The following is a 20065-nucleotide window of genomic DNA, read 5'->3' as shown; positions in this document are numbered from 1 at the left end:
ACATTGCCCCAATCCATCGAAAACGTGCTGAACATCCATCGACCCGCAGAGCTGACCAACCCGCTGGTGGTGGACTCTCCTCATTCAGGAGAGATCTACCCGGCGGACTTCCGCCCCTGTGTGCCCGCCAGCCGCTACAAATGTGCAGAGGACAGATACGTCCACGAACTCTTTGAAAAGGCAGCTGAAACTGGCGGTGTCTACCTCGAGGCACTCTTTCCCCGCATCTACATCGACCCAAACCGTCGTGCTGACAACATTGACTCGACCACCATCAAAGGCTGGACACGAGCTGCAAAGCCCGATTTCCGCAGCGACCTCGGCAAAGGCCTCATCTGGACGGAAGCCCCGCCTACCAGCGGCCCGCTATATGATCGTGAGTTGAGCGCTGCGGAGATCGAAAACCGCATAGACGCCTATTACACGCCCTACTACGACGCACTCACGCGGCTGATGGAACAAGCCCATGCGCGTTTCGGTGTGGCCTATCACCTGGACTGCCACAGCATGCAGGCGGTCTCCACCGTCATGCACGAAACTGGAGCAGGCGAGAAGCGGCCAGACATCACCCTCAGTGATCGGGATGGTACCACCTGCGACCGCGAATACATCTACACCGCTTGGGAGATCCTCACGAGCCTTGGCTATGAGGTGAAGATCAATGATCCCTACAAAGGCGCAGAATTGGTCATCCACACAGGCCGCCCCGCCCAGAACTGGCACTCAATCCAGATCGAAGTCAGCCGCGGCCTCTACATGAGCGAAGTAACACTCGAAAAATACCCAAATTTCACCACTCTCCAACAAGACCTGGGAACCTTCCTGAATCGCCTCTCCGAGTTCACAAAACAAAAAATCCAGCAGCCCGTTTAGGCACGGGACCACACTTCAACATCGCCCTGAATGCCAAAACCGCGCCTCTGTGCCTCTTTGCAAAAAGGTGCAGAGACGCATACATCACCTCAAGATTGTGCAACTGAGACGCGTTCAGAATATTACGCTCTGCGTAATTACACATATAAATTCTCTTATTCATTTCAATAAGTAACCAGAACAGTTCTTCTCCATTAAAACAGCAGTTAAGAGCTGTAAAATTCAATAATAGATGAGAGATATTCCTCTGCTGAACTATCGATGAGTTGAAAAGAAATATATTTCAGCATCGGAAATATGTTGACCCTCTTGATTGTCTTCGTCATTTTTTCTTCACGAACTGACTATTGTTCGCGTTCCGCTGGAGGAGCTAGTGCTGAATATTTTCGGTCTGGTGCGGAATACTAATCATTTCGGCGGCTCATAAATTTGTCGCCGGCCTTTTGGGAGGGGAATATGAAAAAGTTTATTGCCGGAATAAGCCTTGCAGCTGTTCTTGGCGCTGCAGCACCAGTGACCGCAGGACAAGACAATCCATTCCAGTGTGAAGAAGGTGAAACCTACGTCATGAACGTGATGGTTTCCGGAGTTGAGTACTGGTTCCCGGTCTATGAAATGTTCAAGCAAGCTGCACAGCAAATGGGCTGTAAGACCGTCTACACCGGCACGCCGGAATACGACGTCAACAAGCAGCTCGCCAGCTTTGAACAGGCATTGGCTAAACAGCCTGCAGGTGTTCTGCTTCATCCGATGAACTCAGACCCGTTCATTGAACCAATCAATCGCGCAACGGAAATGGGAATTCCGGTTGTGACGTTTGCTGCGGACTCTCCAAACTCCAAGCGTGTTTCTTACATCACCTCAAACAATGAGAGTGAAGGTAAATATGCAGCTGATGCTGTCGCTGAAGCGATGGATGGTAAAGGCAAATACGCTGTTTTGGAAAACCCAGGTCAGGACAACCATGATGTGCGTGTGAAAAGCTTTATCGCCCGCATGGAAGCAAAATGGCCAGATATGAAGCTCGCAACCCGCGCAGCCTCCAATCAGGACCCGACGAAGGCCTACAACGCAGTGCAAGCTATGGCGCAGGCGCATCCTGATCTCGGCGCGATCTTCATGCCAGAAGCAAACTCGGCTCTGGGGGCAGCTCAGGCAGCAAAAGAACTCGGCGGCAAGATCAAGATCATGCATGCGGATGTGAATGCAAAGATGCTGGACCTGATCAAGGCTGGTGAAGTGTTTGGTGCAGTGAACCCAAATCAGGGCGTTCAGGGCTACATGGGCTTCATGATGCTGTGGTTGGCGAACCATAGCGATCTCATTGATCCGATGAACGATTACAAAAAATCTGACTTCAACCCAATGGGTGTGCCGTACCTCGACAATGGCTTCTCCATCGTGACAGCCGCAAATGCCGATGACTTCTACTGGGACAAATACCTGAAGCGTCGCGGCACCAAAGGCATCAACGAGTAAGCCTGAACATGGAGCCTCACGCTCTTAGTGATACCGGAGTGTGAGGCTTCACACCAGTTCAACAACGGACTGGATCGGGGAGGGGAATATGAGCGAGCAGCCAATTCTGGAACTGCGCAACATCAGCAAGTCATTTGGAGCAGTCAAAGCGCTGCAAGGCGTTTCGTTTGAACTGCGAACTGGTGAAATCCACGCGCTGGCAGGAGAAAACGGGGCAGGCAAGTCCACTATGATGAACATCATTGATGGGATCCTGCAACCCAGCGAAGGTGAGATCATCCTGCGGGGTGAAGCTGTCAGCGTCGATGGCCCTGCAGATGCGCAAAAGCGAGGCATTGGGCTGGTCCATCAGGAAATTGCGCTGTGTCCGGATGTCTCGGTTGCTGAAAATATCTTTATGGCCGCAACAAATGCGCGCCGCTCTTTGTTCATGGACTACGCAGAGCTTAAGAAAAAAGCAGCAGAAATCCTTGCCCGCCTTTCGCCCGTTGATCCCAATGTAAACGTGGAGAAGATCTCTATCTCCAATCAGCAGATTGTTGAGATCGCCAAGGCGCTGACGTTGGACTGCGAAATCCTCATTCTTGATGAGCCAACAGCCGCGCTCACAGAAACAGAATCCGTTGCGCTCTTCAAAATCATGCAGAAGCTGAAAGAAGAAGGCATCAGCATCATCTATATCAGCCACCGCATGGCCGAAATCTTTGAGCAATGTGATCGTGTCACTGTGTTGCGCGACGGCAAGTTCATCTGCACGGACAATGTTGCGGACATCACACCCGATGATCTGATTGGCAAGCTCGTTGGACGTGATCTTGGAGACCTCTACCCACCCAAAGCAGAGAATATCGATGCATCTGCAACGCCTTTGTTGCGGGTGAAAGACCTGACCGATCCGGAACGCTTTCGCAATATTAGCTTTGATCTTCGCCCCGGCGAAATTCTTGGTGTAGGCGGCCTGATCGGCTCCGGCAGAAGCGAAATTCTGCAAGGCATATGCGGTCTATATCATCATGACTCTGGCGTGGTGGAACTGGGCGGCGAGACCTTCTGCATCAACTCCTATCAGGAGAGCATCAGGAAGGGTATCGTTTATCTTTCAGAAGACCGTAAAGGAGAAGGTATCTTTTTGGATCTCTCCATCGCTCAGAACGTGTCAGCGCTAGATGTGGATCAAGTCTCCACAGCAACAGGCGTTTTGGATCGCAAAGCGGAACTGGAACAAGCAAAAACACTGGGTGAGCGCCTCAATCTCAAACATGGTGGATTGGACCTGCCAGTTTCTTCTCTCAGTGGTGGGAACCAGCAGAAGGTCGCCATCGCTAAAATGCTCTCGGTGAACCCGAAGATCATCCTCATGGACGAACCAACCCGCGGGATTGATGTGGGCGCGAAGGTGGAAATTCACGCCCTGCTCCGCAGACTGGCCGAGGAAGGTATCGGTCTTGTGGTCGTCTCCTCTGAACTTCCTGAGCTGATCGGGCTGTGCGATCGCATCCTTGTCATCTGCGAGGGTGAACTCAGCGGTGAGGTTGGGCCAGATGAGATGACTGAAGAGCGCATCATGGAGCTGGCCTCTGGCCTGAATGCCAGCAAGACAGCCGCCTGATCCCCATTTGCCAGTTAATTGAAAGATTTGAGTATGACAGAGACAACAACAACAGCAGGTGAGCAGCAGGTATTGAAAAGCCCAGCGCTCCGGCTCGGCCATTTCAAGAATATGCGCGAAGCAGGTCTTCTCGCCATTATCATCACCCTTTGCATCGTGATGAGCTTCGCCTCGCCCTACTTCCTCACCTGGGCCAACGTCAAAGCCATGCTGCTGTCCTTTTCTGTAGAAGGAATTGTCGTGGTCGGCATGACCATCCTGCTCATTGTTGGCGGTATTGATCTCTCCGTAGGCTCGGTCGTCTGTTTCGCAATGGTCGTCGGAGGCAAGCTGTTCCTCATGGGCATGGACCCCTGGCTGGCAAGCGGTATTGCTGTTGTCCTCTGTGCAGGCATAGGCATGCTTATGGGCTTGTGTGTGACCAAGATAGGCCTCCACCACTTCATAGCATCACTGGCCTTCATGGTGATCGTACGCGGCATTTGCCTTGTCATCACCCAAGGCACTCCACTGTCACTCTACACGTTGCCAGCCGAGTTCAAGTTCCTCGGGCAGGGTACAATTTCGGGCATGCCTGTGGTGATCCTCATCTTCTTTGCCATCGTACTGGCTTTCGACATCCTGCTCCGCAAGGCAACCCTGTTCCGCAAGGTATTCTACACCGGCTCTAATGAGAAAGCCGCCGCCTACTCTGGTATTCGTACCGACAAGGTCAAATTCTGGGTGACGGTTCTTTGCTCAACATTGGCCGGTGTCGCCGGTGTCATCTACATGGCCCGTTTCGGAGCCGCGACACCCAACTTCGGCGTAGGTATGGAGCTCAACATCATCGCTGCAGCCGTTATCGGTGGTGCCAGCCTCAACGGAGGTTCTGGCACGATCCTCGGCGCAATCCTTGGCGTGGTTCTGCTCTCCGTAGTCTCAAGCTCTCTCATCCTGCTGGACGTATCTGTCTATTGGCAGGACTTGATCCGTGGTTGCATTCTGCTGGTGGCAGTCGCGCTCGATCATATCCTTCATAAGAAGCGCGCGTGAGGTAGCTATGCTGACAAAGATAGATCAGAGCGAATTAGATGCCACGCGGCAAATCTACAAAGTTCTCGTCATGCACTTCATCGAGGGCAAGAGCCAGGCAGACATTGCCAAGCTCATTGGCGTCTCGCACCCTAAGGTCAACCGTATGATCAAACAGGGCCGCACAATGGGCATGGTGGATATCCAAATCCAGTCTCCCTTCCGTTCCCTGTTCGATCTGGAGCACGAAATAGCAGGCCTTGGAGGGTTAGACAGCGCTGTCGTCGCAGCAACCATCTCCGAGCAAGACGACGTGAATTTGGCCTCGGTTGCAGAAGCGGCAGCCAAGCTGTTCCTCGCTAAGCTCAAGGATGGTGATATCGTCACCGTCTCCGGCGGCAAAAGCATGTCCGCCTTCGTGGCCGCGTTGAAACCGGAGAAGGCTTACAACGTAGTCGTCGTTCCAGCCACCGGCTGCTTGCAGGGCAATCACTTCATTGATGTGAACCACGTCACCGCTCAAATGGCAGAATCGCTGGGCGGACGCAGCTACCAGCTCCACGCGCCAATCTTCGCGGAGAGCACGGAACAGCGCGATATGCTTAAGGAAATGCGTCAAAACGAGTTCGTTCTGGAAATGGCGCGTAGAGCAACCATTGCAGTTGTTGGTATTGGCTCAATTCTGACCAAAGACTCCAGCTACTACAGCCTGCACCCGACCAATAAGGCAGATCGCAAAGCTATTTTGCAAAGCGGCGCCACGGGAGAGCTGCTGGCTCACTTGATTGAGAAACACGGACAGGCCTGCGGATATGCGCTGAACAATCAGCTCGTAAGTCTGACATTGGACGAACTCAGAAACATACCTTTCACCATCGGAGTCGCAGCAGGAAAGCAAAAAGTCCTGCCGATCCGCACAATCCTGAAAGGTGATTACATCAACGCTCTGGTGACAGACGAAAACACCTGTCGCACAGTTTTGCAGACAATGAACGAGGCCGACAAATGACCACTTTAACAACACAGAGCAAAATGGAACTGCGTCCAATGGGCAAGTCCGGTATTGATGCCTCCGTCATTGGCCTCGGTACATGGGCCATGGGGGGGTGGATGTGGGGTGGCGGTGATGACAAAGCCTCCATCGACGCAGTCCGTGCTTCGCTGGATGCAGGCGTTAGCTTGATAGATACCGCCCCTGCTTACGGTCTGGGCCGCTCTGAGGAGCTTGTTGGTGAGGCCATCAAAGGCCGCCGCGATGAAGTGGTGTTGGCAACCAAATGTGGGCTCGTCTGGCGCACGGACAAAGGTACTCTTTTTTTTGAGGAAGAAGGCAAGCCCGTTTATCGCTATCTGGGCAAAGACTCCATTATCTATGAGGCAGAGCAAAGCCTGCGCCGTTTGCAGACAGACTACATTGACCTGTTCATCACCCACTGGCAGGACAGCACAACGCCAATAGCAGAAACAATGGATGCCTTGCTCACGTTGAAACAACAAGGCAAGATCCGCGCAATTGGCATCTCTAACGCCTCTCCTGAGGATTTGCAGGGATACGTTGCCGCTGGGCAGTTGGATGCCATTCAGGAATGCTACTCCATGCTTGACAGGGGCATTGAGAAAACACTGCTCCCGCTCTGCAAACAACATGATGTGGCAACGCTCAGCTATTCCTCGCTTGCACTGGGTCTGCTCTCTGGCAAAATCGGCCCGGATCGCGTGTTTGAAGGGGATGACCAGCGCCTCAAAAATCCACGTTTCAGTGTCAACAACCGCCTCAAAATTCAAAACTTCACTAAGGATATCGAGCCGGTCGCAAAAGCCCACGACATCTCAATCGCGCAGACTGTGATTGCATGGACGCTGACGCAACCAGGCATTACCTACGCCCTTTGCGGAGCGCGAAACGTGAAACAGGCAACCGAAAACGCCCATGCGGGCACATTACAGCTGGCGGATGATGAGGTTGCCATGATTTCTCGGGCAATTGACCGCCACCTCACCGGGTTTGATGACAATTAAAACCCGACCGGTTTTCAAGGAATAACAGCGACCTCGGGGCAATGAGGTCAGGCTGGGCCATCGATGAGATGGTCCGGCAACGGGAGTGCTTTGGCTATGGCCCACAATTCGCGGCATATGGAACGGGAACAAATCTGGGAGCGTTTAAAACAAAACACCACGCCAGATGTGCTTGTGATCGGTGCAGGCATCAATGGCATCAGTGTGTTTCGTGAGCTCGGGCTGGCAGGTGCAAACGTCATCCTCGTGGATGCTGCAGATTATTGCAGCGGTGCCAGCGCCGCCTTGTCTCGCATGGTTCATGGTGGTTTGCGGTACTTGGAAAATGGTGAATTCCGTTTGGTGCAGGAATCCCTCATGGAGCGAAATGCTTTGCTCGCCAATGCACCTCACTATGTAAAGCCCTTGCCAACATCGATTCCGATCTCCAGCTACTTCGACGGCATCATCGGCAGTACCCTGCGCTTCTTCCGCTTGAGCCAATCCCAGCCTCGTCGAGGCGCTTTAATGATCAAGGCAGGCCTGACGTTCTACGACCTTTTCACCCGCAGGAACAAAGTCATGCCAAGCCACCAGTTCTTTGGCAAAAAGGCAACCAAACACAAGTTCCCACAATACCGCCCACAAACTCTCTGCAGCGCGACCTACTACGATGCATCCGTCACCCAGCCAGAGCGACTTGGGTTTGAAATCATTGAGCAAACCCTCGCTGAAAATCCTGCCTCACTTGCGCTCAACTACATCCGGGCCACAGGCAAGGGCGATGGCGAGATCCTCCTCAACGATGAGCTGAGCGGCGAGCAAATCACTATAGAGCCCAAGACGATCATCAATGCCACAGGTGCCTGGATCGATTTCACAAATGACGCTCTGACCTACGCCGCAACCTCTGCGAAAAAGCGCTTGATTGGCGGCACCAAAGGCTCGCACTTGATGATCGACAATGAGGAGCTATGCGAAGCGATTGGCGATCACATGGTTTACTTCGAAAATGAAGAAGGCCGCGTCTGCATTCTCTTTAACTATCAAGGTCTGGTCCTCGTCGGGTCGACAGATATCCGTGTCGAAAACCCAAGCGGCATGATTTGCACTCAAGAAGAGCAGGATTACATCCTCAAATCTTTGGAAGGTATCTTCCCAAGTATCAAGATTTTGCCCAATCAGGTTCGCTTTACCTTCGCCGGAGTTCGCCCGCTACCTCACAGCAACTCCGTAATCAACGGCCAGATATCGCGAGACCATTCCTGCGTTGATCTCGGCCCGCTGGCAGGCGGTTCAGCCCCTGTGCGTTGCATGGTCGGCGGCAAGTGGACCACCTTTCGCGCTTTTGGAGAGCAAGTTGCGGATGCAGTTCTGACTGATTTGGGCATGAAGCGAACGCACTCCACACTGGTGACACCAATTGGAGGCGGAACGGCCTATCCGCAATCTGAATCTCAAGAGAAACGCTGGCTTCAAAGCGCCATGACGGAGACCGGCACATCAGAGCAGCGTATGAGGACATTGCTGGAGCGCTACGGCACCAAGGCACGAGAAATCGCATTTGCCTGCTCCAATCTGCAGGACGAGCCTCTGGCAGACGCCGAGAGCTACACACACGCCGAGATCGCGCATCTCGTCGAGGTCGAGCACACCTGCAACATACTCGATCTTGTCCTGCGCCGAACCACTCTCGCTATATCAGGCACGCTCACGACAAACACGCTGGAAGATATCTCCCGTATCTTCGCCCGGCTGCGCGGGTGGGATGAAAGCCTGCGGCAAGACCACACCACTGAAACCCGAAATTACCTCAGTGCCTATCACGGCATGAAGCAACTCATTGAAGATCATATTGAAATGGAGACCTCCCATGTATCTTAGCAAAAAAGTGCGAATGAACCGCCTGTTTTCCGGTGGCAAATGTCTGGACGTCGCCATTGATCATGGTGTCTGCAATGAACCAACCTTCATGGACGGTCTGGAAGACATGGGGCGTGTTGTAAAAGCGCTGGTGGATGCTGGCCCGGACGCCATCCAGATGAACTACGGCCAGTCCGATCTGTTGCAGTCAATCGACGGTAAGAACAAGCCAGCATTAGTAATGCGCGTCGATATGGGCAACCCTTACAACGCAGAACGCCATCGCCATATGTGGGCGCTGATGCAAAATGAGGAAAAGCCAATCCTCACAGCCCTGCGCATGGATGCTGCCTGTGTGGTCGTGAACCTGTTCATGCTGCCCGATGAGCCGGAGCTGTTCAAGCAATGCGTTGAAAACATCTCCCGCCTCACCAATGCCTGCGAAAAATACGGTATGCCGCTGATGATTGAGCCGCTCGTTATGCAGTCAAATAGTGAGCGCGGCGGTTACTTGGTCGATGGCAACGCCGACAAGATCGTCACGCTGGTCCGTCTGGCCCGGGAAATGGGTGCGGATATTGTCAAGGCCGACCCAACTGATGACCCGGACGACTTTCACCGAGTGGTTGAAGCTGCCCGCTGCCCTGTTTTGGTGCGTGGCGGTGGCAAAGAAGACCTGCTGAAGGTCTTTGAAAAGTCGTCCCGTTTGATGCGTCAAGGGGCGTACGGCATGGTGTACGGTCGTAATATTTATCAGCATGACAATCCGCGCGGCGTGGTTCAGGCTCTCATGGCGATGATCCATCAGGATGTCGATGCAGCAGAAGCCTGGGCGATCTATCAGTCAGCCTTCGAAGCTGCATAATTGGGAATTGGGGGAAACCATGGGCTCTTATCTACTCGGACTTGATGCCGGTAATACGGTTATTAAGGCAGTCCTGTTTGATTTAACGGGCAGGATTGTATCTATGGCCGGGCGGGACGGCGTATCCTCTAGCCCAGCGTCCGGTCATGTTCTTCGAGATCTGGAAGAGCTCTGGTCCAACGCTGCCTCTGTTATTTCAAAAATCATTGCTGATGCCGGTATCTCGGCAGACGAGATCATCGGCATCGGCTGTGCAGGTCACGGCAACGGCCTATACCTGTTGGATAAGCAAGAGCAGCCTTTGCTGGCCGTCCAGTCTCTGGACACCAGAGCAATTGAAACGGTGGAGCGCTACGCAGCAGAAGGCAAGGAGGATCGCCTCTACGATATCTGCCTGCAAAAGCCGTGGGTCTCGCAAACCCCAACCCTGCTGCGTTGGCTAAAGGATCATGCCCCTGAAACTTATACCCAAATCGGCACGGTGTTCCTTTGCAAAGATTTCATCGTTCACCAGCTCACTGGTAAACGTGTCAGCGATATCTCCGACATGAGCGGCTGCGGGCTGCTCAACATGCAAACCAATGCGTATGATGCCGAGCTCATGAGCCTCTACGGCCTCTCAGATGCCATGGAGCACTTGCCGGAACTGCTGGCACCGGAAGAATGCGTAGGCAAAGTCTCGGCAAACGCCGCCAAAGCAACCGGCCTTGCAGAAGGCACCTCTGTTGTTGCTGGCCTGTTCGACGTCATCGCCAGTGCATTAGGCTCCGGCGTGGTCAAGCAGGGTGAGGCCTCTATCGTGGCAGGCACCTGGAGCATCAACCAGATCATCACCGAAAAGCCGTTGCACGACCCGCGTGTCTTCATGGCCTCCAGCTTTGGACCAAGCAAAGTCATGGAGATCGAAGCCAGCGCCACCTCAGCGGCAAATCTGGAATGGTATGTCCGCGAGTTCATTGAACACGTAAACCCCGCTCTGGAAGGCGCAGAAGCCTTTGCGTTGTGCAACGAGATGGTCCGAAGCGTCACGCCCTCTGATGACCTGCCTTTCGTCCTGCCGTTCCTTTATGGCTCAGGGCCAGAACCAAGAGCCCGCGCCAGTTTCATCGGCATCGCAGGTTGGCACACCCATGCAGATATGCTCTACGTGCTCTATGAAGGTGTCGCCTTTGAACATCGCCGCCATATCGAGCAGCTCAAAACCGCCGGAGCAAGCTTTGAAACCGCAGTTCTTTCTGGTGGCGGCTCAAGAAGCCAGATCTGGCCGCAGATATTCGCTGATACGCTCAATATTCCGCTGTCGATCTCGGATTGTCAGGAAACCGGAGCGCTGGGCGCTGCCATCGCAGCTGGCGTGGGAGCAGGGGTGTTCTATGAGTTTGAAGCCGGTGTTGAGGCAATGACCCGCCAAACCCGCCACTACACACCACGCAAGGAATTCCGAGAACTGATGGACCGTCGCTACGCCAAGTTCTGCAAATTAAGCCAGCGCTTTAGCCTGCCTTTGGAAGAAGAGGAGCTGGTTTGATGTCCACCCGTCCGTCTCTTGGAACCTACGATTACATCATTGTCGGTGCTGGCTCGGCTGGCTGCGTGCTGGCCAACCGCCTTAGTGCAAACCCCGCCAACAAGGTGCTGTTGTTGGAAGCTGGAGGCTCAGACCTCTATCACTGGATCCATATTCCGGTTGGCTACCTCTATTGCATTGGCAATCCAAGAACGGACTGGTGCTTCAGCACAGTAGCAGAAAAGGGCCTTAACGGCAGATCTCTTGCCTACCCGCGCGGTAAAGTTCTTGGCGGCTGTTCTTCCATCAACGGCATGATTTACATGCGCGGCCAGTCGGCGGACTATGATCATTGGGCACAACTCGGTAATGCAGGTTGGAGTTGGGATGATGTGCTGCCTTACTTCAAGAAATCTGAGGACCACGCCTTCCGTAACAATGCCCTACACCAACAAGGCGGAGAACTGCGTGTTGAAAAACAGCGCTTGAGTTGGGACATCCTCAATGCGGTTCAAGATGCAGCTGCAGAGCTGGGTATTCCCGCCGCGGATGATCTCAACGACGGAAAAAACGAAGGTACATCTTACTTCGAAGTGAACCAAAAAGGAGGCCTCCGCTGGAGTGCCGCTCGCGCTTTCCTCAGTCCAGTCAAAAAACGCAGCAACCTGACCATCGTCACCCATGCGCAGGCTGAAAAACTGTTGCTTGAGGGAACACGCGTTACCGGTTTGAACCTGACTGTCAAAGGCCAGACCATGACAGTGCAGGCAGGCAAAGAGGTTATCCTCTCCGCAGGTGCTATCTGCTCCCCGCAACTGCTCCAGCTCTCAGGTCTCGGCCCGGCTGGCCTTCTCAAGTCTAACGGTATCGAGGTGCTACACGAGCTGCAAGGTGTTGGCGCAAACCTGCAAGACCACCTGCAACTGCGCACCATATTCAAAATAGAAGGCGCCAAAACCCTCAACGAGATGCAACGCACGTTCTGGGGCAAAGCCAAAATCGCAGCCGAATACGCCTTCAAACGTTCTGGCCCAATGGCTATGGCTCCAAGCCAACTCGGCATCTTCACCAAATCCTCAGAGCGCTACGAGACCCCGAATATCGAGTACCACGTCCAACCGCTCAGCTTGGAAAAGTTCGGTGACCCTCTACACCCATTCCCGGCCATAACCGTCTCAGTCTGCAACCTGCGCCCTGAAAGTCGCGGAACAGTCTCAATCTGTTCAACAAACTACCGCGACGCCCCGCTCATCGCACCCAACTACCTGAGCGCACAGGAAGACAAGCAAGTTGCTATTGATTCCATCCGCCATGCCAGAAAACTCATGGCCACCAACACCATGCAGCACTACAAAGCCACTGAAATCAAACCCGGCCTAGCCTATGAAAGTGATGAAGAACTGATCGAAGCAGCAGGCGACGTCGGCACCACAATATTCCACCCCGTCGGCACTGCCAAAATGGGCTCAGACGAGGATGCGGTGGTAGGATCAGACCTCAAAGTCCACGGCCTCCAAGGTCTCCGCATTGCAGATGCTTCCATAATGCCAACCCTAACCTCCGGCAACACCCACGCCCCAGTGGCGATGATCGCAGAAAAAGCAGCAGATATGATTGTGGGGAGTTAGAGGTCTGAAGCATCTCGTGTCGAAATCTTCATTATTGACCTTGTGATCTAGCGATGTTCAATCTGAGCTATCGTAGTGTGGATGTCTCATATTCGTCGGAATAATCTTGCAAGTATGTGTTGTTTGGTATACATCCGCATACAACAAACTTGGGCCGGTTTACCAGAGATGGTTTTGACATAGAGTTCAGGATACACCAAACATAAATCGTCTAACACAAATGCGTCGGAATAATCATGAGCTTGTACACTGACTACTTGAATGAGATTGACACTCGAAAAGCCGAGGGTTTGAACCCCAAGCCGATTGAAGATGGCGCACTTGTGAATGAGATCATTTCGCAGATTAAAGATCTCAGTAACGAACACAGAGACGGTTCCCTTAAATTCTTTATCTACAACACCTTGCCAGGCACAACCAGCGCAGCTGGCGAAAAGGCGAAGTTTTTGAAAGAGATCATTCTTGGCGACTCTGTTGTTGAGGAAATTTCTCAGTCCTTTGCTTTTGAACTGCTGTCTCACATGAAGGGTGGCCCTTCTGTTGAGGTTCTTCTTGACCTGGGGCTTAGCGATGACGCGACTGTTGCGCAACAGGCTGCCGATGTCCTTAAAACCCAGGTGTTCTTGTATGAGGCAGATACCGAGCGTTTGAAGGCAGCTTTTGCAGCAGGTAATGTGATTGCAAAAGACATTTTGGAAAGCTATGCAAAGGCTGAGTTCTTCACGAAACTTCCTGATGTAGACGAAGAAATCAAAGTCATGACCTTCATCGCAGGTGAAGGCGATATCTCAACCGACCTTCTTTCTCCTGGCAATCAGGCACACTCCCGTTCTGACCGTGAACTACACGGCAAGTGCATGATCTCACCTGAAGCACAGGCGGAAATTCAGGAACTGCAGAAAGCAAATCCTGATGCGCGCGTGATGCTGATTGCTGAAAAAGGCACCATGGGCGTTGGCTCCTCCCGTATGTCTGGCGTAAACAACGTTGCGCTTTGGGCTGGTAAACAGGCAAGCCCATATGTTCCTTTCGTGAACATTGCGCCGATTGTTGCTGGCACCAACGGCATTTCTCCAATCTTCCTGACCACTGTTGGCGTGACCGGTGGTATCGGGCTTGATCTGAAAAATTGGGTCAAAAAACAAGATGCTGATGGCAACACCGTTCTGGATGGAAATGGTGATCCTGTTCTTGAGCAGACCTACTCAGTTGAGACTGGTAAGGTGCTCACCATCAACACTAAAACCAAGAAGCTTTATGACAGTGATAAAGAGCTGGTTGATGTTTCTTCCGCGTTCACACCTCAAAAAGTTGAGTTTATGAAAGCTGGCGGCTCCTATGCTGTTGTGTTTGGTAAAAAGCTGCAGACTTTTGCATCTGAAACACTTGGCATTGAACTGAAGTCCGCTTTTGCTCCGGCCAAAGAGATCTCTCATGAAGGTCAGGGCCTGACTGCTGTTGAGAAGATCTTCAACCGCAATGCTGTTGGCGCCACTCCGGGTGCAACTCTGCATGCTGGTTCTGACGTTCGTGTGAAGGTGAATATCGTTGGTTCTCAGGACACCACTGGTCTGATGACCTCACAGGAACTGGAGTCCATGGCGGCAACCGTCATTTCTCCAACTGTTGATGGTGCTTACCAGTCCGGTTGTCACACTGCATCTGTTTGGGATTTGAAAGCGCAGGCTAACATTCCAAAACTCATGAAGTTCATGAACAAGTTTGGCCTGATCACCGCGCGCGATCCAAAAGGCGTCTACCACGCCATGACAGACGTGATCCATAAGGTGCTGAACGACATCACCATTGACGACTGGGCGATCATTATCGGTGGCGACAGCCACACCCGTATGTCTAAGGGCGTTGCGTTTGGTGCAGATTCTGGCACCGTGGCGCTGGCACTGGCAACTGGTGAAGCCACCATGCCGATCCCTGAATCTGTGAAGGTGACTTTCAAAGGCACCATGAAAAATCACATGGATTTCCGTGATGTGGTGCATGCAACACAGTCTCAGATGCTGAAGCAGTTTGGCGATAACGTGTTCCAGGGCCGCATTATTGAGGTTCACATCGGAACCTTGCTTGCTGACCAGGCGTTCACGTTCACCGACTGGACTGCAGAGATGAAGGCAAAAGCTTCCATCTGTATTTCTCAGGATGACACTCTGGTTGAATCACTTGAGATTGCGAAAAGCCGCATTCAGATCATGATCGACAAAGGCATGGAAAATGATGCCAAAGTCCTTCAAGGCCTGATCGATAAGGCAGACAAGCGCATTGCAGAAATCAAGTCTGGCGAGAAAGCTGCGCTGACACCTGATGACAACGCGAAATACTTTGCTGAGGTTGTTGTCGATCTGGATCAGATTGATGAGCCAATGATCGCTGATCCTGACGTAAACAATGATGACGTTTCCAAGCGTTACACCCACGACACCATCCGTCCTGTTTCCTATTACGGTGGCGACAAGAAGGTTGATCTGGGCTTCGTTGGTTCCTGCATGGTGCACAAAGGCGACATGAAGATTGTTGCTCAGATGCTCAAGAATCTTGAGAAAGACGGCGGCAAAGTCGAGTTCAATGCGCCGCTTGTTGTTGCAGCTCCTACTTACAACATCATTGATGAGCTGAAAGCAGAAGGCGACTGGGAGATCTTGCAGAAGTACTCCGGTTTCGAATTCGACGATCTGATGCCAAAAGCAACAGCACGTACCGAATACGAAAACATTATGTACTTGGAGCGTCCTGGCTGTAACCTTTGCATGGGTAACCAGGAGAAGGCTGCTAAGGGTGATACCGTTCTGGCAACCTCTACCCGCCTGTTTCAGGGCCGTGTGGTAGAAGATTCCTCTGAGAAAAAGGGTGAATCCCTGCTGGCGTCCACTCCGGTTGTTGTTCTTTCCGCCATCCTCGGCAGAACTCCAAACATGGATGAGTACAAGGCAGCAGTGGAAGGCATCGACCTCACCAAGTTCGCCCCACCACTCCAGAAGCCTGCTGCTGCGAAGTCAGTTCACTTCTAGGAGCTGACTTCAGCGAAAGCATTTACAAAGCGGGCGGTCTCAAACATCGCCCGCTTTTCTTTTTGCAGAGCAAGGCCATTGAAGATGTAGTGAGTTCTTTGAAATTAATGGCAGCATCAACTTTCAAAAACGCCAAAAAGCGCAAATAAGTCTATCAACTTACTCGCTAAACTTCGGCCACTAAATGTATGAGAAGGTAAATGGTGCACCCGATAGGATTCGAACCTATGGCCTCTGCCTTCGGAGGGCAGCGCTCTATCCAACTGAGCTACGGGTGCCTGTGTCGGGCGTGGGTGCCCTTGAGATGTTGTAGTCTTTACCCGATCCTAAGCCGCGCTGCAATGCGCCAATTACAACAACCCTCGAAAATGTGGAAAGGCGTGGGGAGAGCTTATGCCTCCTGCAAGATACCCAGTGGTGTCAGGTGGTTATCCCAGCTGACGCCAGCGCTCTGGCTGATGGTCCGGGCCACACCATCCTCGGTTCCGCCAAAGCTGATGGCGCCGTTTCCGTCAGTCATCGCAAAGCTTTCCTCGTCCAGCGGGGCCACACCGCAGCCGTCTGCGAGCTGGTGGTAGCCGATGAAGGAGCGCTGTGCCACATCCCAGTAGAGGATTTTGCCGCCGCGTGGGCAGGAGGCTGCGATTACGTCGCCGGAGCGGTTCATCTCTACGCTGCCAATGTAGTTTTGCAGGCCTTTTGTGATCTCCAACGGCATTTCCAGCGCTTTTGCAGGCTTGTCGAGCCCCAGATGCACCATTAGTGGAGGCGTTGCGTCTTTCGCGCCCTGAAACTGTCCGCCGACCCATACATCGCCATTGCCGTCAAAGCTCATGTGGCGCAGGGAGAGCTGGTGCAGGTCTGTGCTCAAAGCCTGTTTGGCAAGCAGATCACCTGTTGCTGTGTTGATGAAAGCGATAGTGGGCTTCATCGTGTCCAGATTCAGCTTTTCGCGGCCCATGTCCGGGTGAGTTTCAATCCCGCCATTGGCAACAACAAGCTGCGAGCCGTCCGGAGACATCAGCAAATCATGCGGACCAACGCCATAGCTCTCGAACTCGCCAATCCGCTTTGGCTGGTCACCGGAAACATCATAAACGCCGATCACACCGCGCACGTTGGCAAAGTCATTTTCCGGCGCATAAGCCAAACGGCCATCGGGGGAGAATACCCCGTGCCCATAGAAATGACGATCTTCTGGTGATGTGAAAACAACCGGCTCTCGCGCACCCGTCAGGTCCGCAAGCACCGCAAAGGTCTCGGGCCGCCGTGCGAAGGACAGCAGGCGCATAGAGTTGCGGTCAAAGGAAATGGCATGCCCGCGATCCGGCAACGCTGTCTGGTACAGCACCTCGCCATCTTCGCTAAACACAGCAAGAGCATAACTGCCCGTTGGTGTACGCAAAGCACTGGCAAACAGTTGCAGGTCTGCGGCCTCAGTAAAAGGCAGGCCATTGGCAAAAGCCAGAGAACTGCTGGCACTTAAGGCAATACCAGAGGCAGCAAGGCCGGTTAAAAACTGCCGTCTGCTCAGAGCAAGGGGCTTAGTCGCCATCAAGCGCATTAAAGCCTCCTGCAAGGCCAACATAGCCAGCAAGGTCTTCTGCCATCACAATCTTGATGCCATCGATAATGGTGATGAGATAACGCAGTTGCTCGCGCACCTCTGGCTCTTTGCCAGTGTCCTGAAGTGGTTTTGGCAAGTTCGCAAGCACACGCTGCGCATTGGTAAATTCAAAGTTCAGCGAGCTTTCTACCCAGTCCTGCTCGTCTTCCAGCACCTTTGCGTAGCCACCTGCATTCAAAGCGCCTTGCAAACCCGCAAGGCTGGCTGAAAGGTAAGTGACAGCATTACCGCTGCGGGCAAATGGAGCTTTCTTCGGATTGGCCTTCTTCTCAGTCTTGCCAAGCACAACAAGCAGATACTGATCTTTGTCGACAATCAGACCCGTGGTGATGGCATTGAACACCATCTCCGCAGCTTCTTTGTGGGTGTGCACCACACCGCCACCTTTGGTTGGCTCCAGAAGCACCTTGGAAAAACCGTCAGGATCAGCCCATTCGGCTTCAAGCTCCAATCCGGCACCAACCAGATTGATGCTGATGCTCTCGGCATAATCGCAAAGGTAAACAGCGTCCTTGCCAGAACCAAGCGTCAAAGTGCCATCACTGGCATAAGAGATGCGTTCAAGAGCAGTCAGCCCTTGCAAGGCAACGCTTTTGACAGAAAGGGAAGCGGGATCGCGAACGGTAGGGTTCTGCTTGGCAACCACCTTGTTGATCTGGCGCCGCACCACACCGCGACTGTCCGGCAAAAAGGCGAGGCGCTGAGCAAGGTTGTCCTGCGCCATTGGCCCATAGCGTAAAAAGTCAACGCCAGCGAGTGCGGCGACGGATTTGCTGAAAGCCTCGTTAAAGGCAGTGGTGCTTTCAGTCGTGGAACTGGTGCACAAATCACCAGTCCGTTTCTCAAGGTCGCTTAGCGCGCTGACAAGCTGTTTGGTCGCCGGGCGAATATACTGCACTACGCTGGAGCGCGGGAACTGAGCATAGTCAGTGGTATCAGCCGCAAAAGAGGGCGTAGAGACAACAATTGCCGAGGCAACGGCCAGGCTGAGAGTGACAGCACGCTTAAACTGCATCAAAGAGACTCCAGGAACCGGATCAGATTAGCTCGATCCTTAGCAGGCATTTCAACTACACGGGTTTTGGCAGCGTCTGCTTCACCGCCGTGCCACAGCACAGCTTCCAGCAGGCCACGTGCACGTCCATCGTGCAGGAAGAACCTGTGATTATTGACAGTTTCTGTCAGTCCAATACCCCAAAGCGGCGGTGTTTTCCATTCATTTCCGCTGGCAGAACCTGTTGGACGACCATCAGACAAACCTTCGCCCATATCGTGCAACAGCAGGTCTGTATAAGGCCAGATCAGCTGGAACTGATGCTCAGGATTTTCAGCTGTGCGGCTGGTGACATATTTGGGCGTATGGCAGCTTGCGCAACCTGTCTCGTAAAATACCTTTTTCCCAGCAAGCACTTGGGCGTCAGTTGCATTACGACGCGCTGGTACGGCAAGGTTTTGAGAATAGAACACCACAAGGTCCAGAACCGGATCTGGCGCCTCTGAAACACCAAGATGCTCCTGCTCACCATGCGCCTGTTCAAAGCACGCCGTCTGGGCTTCAGTGCAATCTCCATAATTGCGCAGGTCATACGGTGTCGAAATGCCGATATCGCCTGCAAAAGCGCCAGCAGATTGAGATTGCACGGTCGCGTTCAGGGCTTTCCAGCCAAAGCGGCCAACCTGCTTGGTGTCAGGGTCAGCAGGGTTCACCCAGCTTACACGGCCAGAAATGCCATCACCGTCAGCATCCTCCGGATCAGCCTGAGAGGTGATGTCGGTGTCTGCAATCGCTTCCAGCAGGCCAAGGCCAATCATTGGCGGTGCAACACGAGCCGAAATCAGCGCATGCTCAGACATCGGTCCATAAGCCAGATTTTCAATAGTGTAGGTTGGCTTGCGTAAAGAGGCGGTCTCACCTTCAGAAAGATCAATCTTGATCTCTTCATAGGTGATCTTCATCTCACCTTCTCCGGGCACGCCAGGCACGCCAAAGTTCTGCAGCTGGCCACCATAGGTCGGCTCGGGAAGGAGAGGCACTTCACCGCTCTCAATCAGAGCCCGCTCTTCCGGCGTGGAAGGGGCAACTGAGAGGCGCATGAAGATGGAAACTGGGCGTTCGTCATCAACCGGCGGGCGCCCGCGCCCTGCTTTCGGGTGACAGCTTTCGCAGGCGCGGGCATTAAACAACGGGCCAAGACCGTCAGAGGCGCGCGTAGAACTCGGGGTCGACACCCAGAATTTCTGGAACAGGCTCTCACCCAGACGGAAGTCCTGATGCTGCTCGAAAGGGAGGTTAGCACTTGGGTAGGTAAAGACAGCGCGATTGAGAGGCTTCCGGGTCGTTGTTTTTCCCGCTTGCATCAACTCAAAATTTTCAGCTTTGGAGAAATCAGTCGGTGCCTTCAAAACCCGGCTGACTTTCGCTTTATCCCCGTCACTGAGATCGGTACGCTGGTTCAGATCAACAGCAGAAGCGGCGGGAATGAGGAAGCTGGTAAAAGCGGTGGTAGTGGCTATCACTCCTGCACGACGGCGAAGTGTGGCTGGAACCATTCCTGGCATAACGGGTGCCTGTATTTACA

Annotated in this window: 14 protein-coding genes and 1 tRNA gene; 11 read left to right on the top strand and 4 right to left on the bottom strand. The window is 53.1% G+C overall.

Annotated elements, in window-relative coordinates:
* Positions 1–3: 3 nt before the first annotated feature.
* From PsW74_RS03520 to PsW74_RS03470, 11 genes are all read left to right on the top strand, one after another.
* Complete coding sequence (locus tag PsW74_RS03520) at positions 4–873, top strand: N-formylglutamate amidohydrolase (protein WP_208987814.1); 870 nt, start codon at positions 4–6, stop codon at positions 871–873.
* Positions 874–1329: 456 nt separating this feature from the next.
* Positions 1330–2352 (top strand): substrate-binding domain-containing protein, encoded by a 1023-nt coding sequence (locus tag PsW74_RS03515; RefSeq protein ID WP_063286313.1) that lies wholly within the window; start codon positions 1330–1332, stop codon positions 2350–2352.
* 88 nt (positions 2353–2440) lie between these two features.
* Positions 2441–3961: a sugar ABC transporter ATP-binding protein gene (locus PsW74_RS03510; protein WP_063286314.1), complete on the top strand. Its 1521-nt coding sequence runs from the start codon at positions 2441–2443 to the stop codon at positions 3959–3961.
* Positions 3962–4072: 111 nt separating this feature from the next.
* Positions 4073–4996 carry an ABC transporter permease gene (locus tag PsW74_RS03505; protein WP_208987823.1) on the top strand — a complete coding sequence of 308 codons (924 nt, stop codon included), beginning with the start codon at positions 4073–4075 and terminating at the stop codon, positions 4994–4996.
* Between the two features lie 7 nt (positions 4997–5003).
* Positions 5004–5984 (top strand): sugar-binding transcriptional regulator, encoded by a 981-nt coding sequence (locus PsW74_RS03500; RefSeq protein ID WP_063286316.1) that lies wholly within the window; start codon positions 5004–5006, stop codon positions 5982–5984.
* Complete coding sequence (locus tag PsW74_RS03495; protein WP_063286317.1) at positions 5981–6994, top strand: aldo/keto reductase; 1014 nt, start codon at positions 5981–5983, stop codon at positions 6992–6994. Before PsW74_RS03500 ends, PsW74_RS03495 begins: the two co-directional genes overlap by 4 nt.
* A gap of 96 nt (positions 6995–7090) precedes the next feature.
* Complete coding sequence (locus PsW74_RS03490) at positions 7091–8857, top strand: glycerol-3-phosphate dehydrogenase/oxidase (RefSeq protein WP_063286318.1); 1767 nt, start codon at positions 7091–7093, stop codon at positions 8855–8857.
* Positions 8847–9701 carry an aldolase gene (locus PsW74_RS03485; protein ID WP_153041641.1) on the top strand — a complete coding sequence of 285 codons (855 nt, stop codon included), beginning with the start codon at positions 8847–8849 and terminating at the stop codon, positions 9699–9701. The genes PsW74_RS03490 and PsW74_RS03485 overlap by 11 nt, the downstream gene beginning before the upstream one ends.
* A gap of 19 nt (positions 9702–9720) precedes the next feature.
* A complete protein-coding gene (locus PsW74_RS03480; RefSeq protein ID WP_082830465.1) occupies positions 9721–11229 on the top strand; it encodes an FGGY-family carbohydrate kinase in 1509 nt (502 codons plus the stop codon).
* On the top strand, positions 11229–12836 hold the full coding sequence (locus PsW74_RS03475) for a GMC family oxidoreductase N-terminal domain-containing protein (protein ID WP_063286319.1): 1608 nt from the start codon (positions 11229–11231) through the stop codon (positions 12834–12836). The genes PsW74_RS03480 and PsW74_RS03475 overlap by 1 nt, the downstream gene beginning before the upstream one ends.
* Before the next feature lie 236 nt (positions 12837–13072).
* A complete protein-coding gene (locus PsW74_RS03470; RefSeq protein WP_063286320.1) occupies positions 13073–15859 on the top strand; it encodes a bifunctional aconitate hydratase 2/2-methylisocitrate dehydratase in 2787 nt (928 codons plus the stop codon).
* Positions 15860–16060: 201 nt separating this feature from the next.
* Here the strand turns inward: PsW74_RS03470 and PsW74_RS03465 are convergent.
* The 4 genes from PsW74_RS03465 to PsW74_RS03450 all read right to left on the bottom strand — a co-directional run bounded on the left by PsW74_RS03465 (position 16061) and on the right by PsW74_RS03450 (position 20045).
* Positions 16061–16137: transfer RNA gene (locus PsW74_RS03465), tRNA-Arg, on the bottom strand.
* Positions 16138–16250: 113 nt separating this feature from the next.
* Entirely contained in the window at positions 16251–17414 is a 1164-nt protein-coding gene (locus PsW74_RS03460; RefSeq protein WP_063286485.1) for a DUF1513 domain-containing protein, read from the bottom strand.
* Positions 17404–18501 (bottom strand): imelysin family protein, encoded by a 1098-nt coding sequence (locus tag PsW74_RS03455; RefSeq protein ID WP_063286321.1) that lies wholly within the window; start codon positions 18499–18501, stop codon positions 17404–17406. Before PsW74_RS03455 ends, PsW74_RS03460 begins: the two co-directional genes overlap by 11 nt.
* Entirely contained in the window at positions 18501–20045 is a 1545-nt protein-coding gene (locus PsW74_RS03450; protein WP_082830464.1) for a di-heme oxidoredictase family protein, read from the bottom strand. The genes PsW74_RS03455 and PsW74_RS03450 overlap by 1 nt, the downstream gene beginning before the upstream one ends.
* Positions 20046–20065 lie beyond the last annotated feature (20 nt).

It is taken from the genome of Pseudovibrio sp. W74, from assembly GCF_001623085.1.
Classification (GTDB): domain Bacteria; phylum Pseudomonadota; class Alphaproteobacteria; order Rhizobiales; family Stappiaceae; genus Pseudovibrio.
Note: the sequence above shows the minus strand (reverse complement) of the source record. Positions and strands in the feature narration are given on the sequence as shown.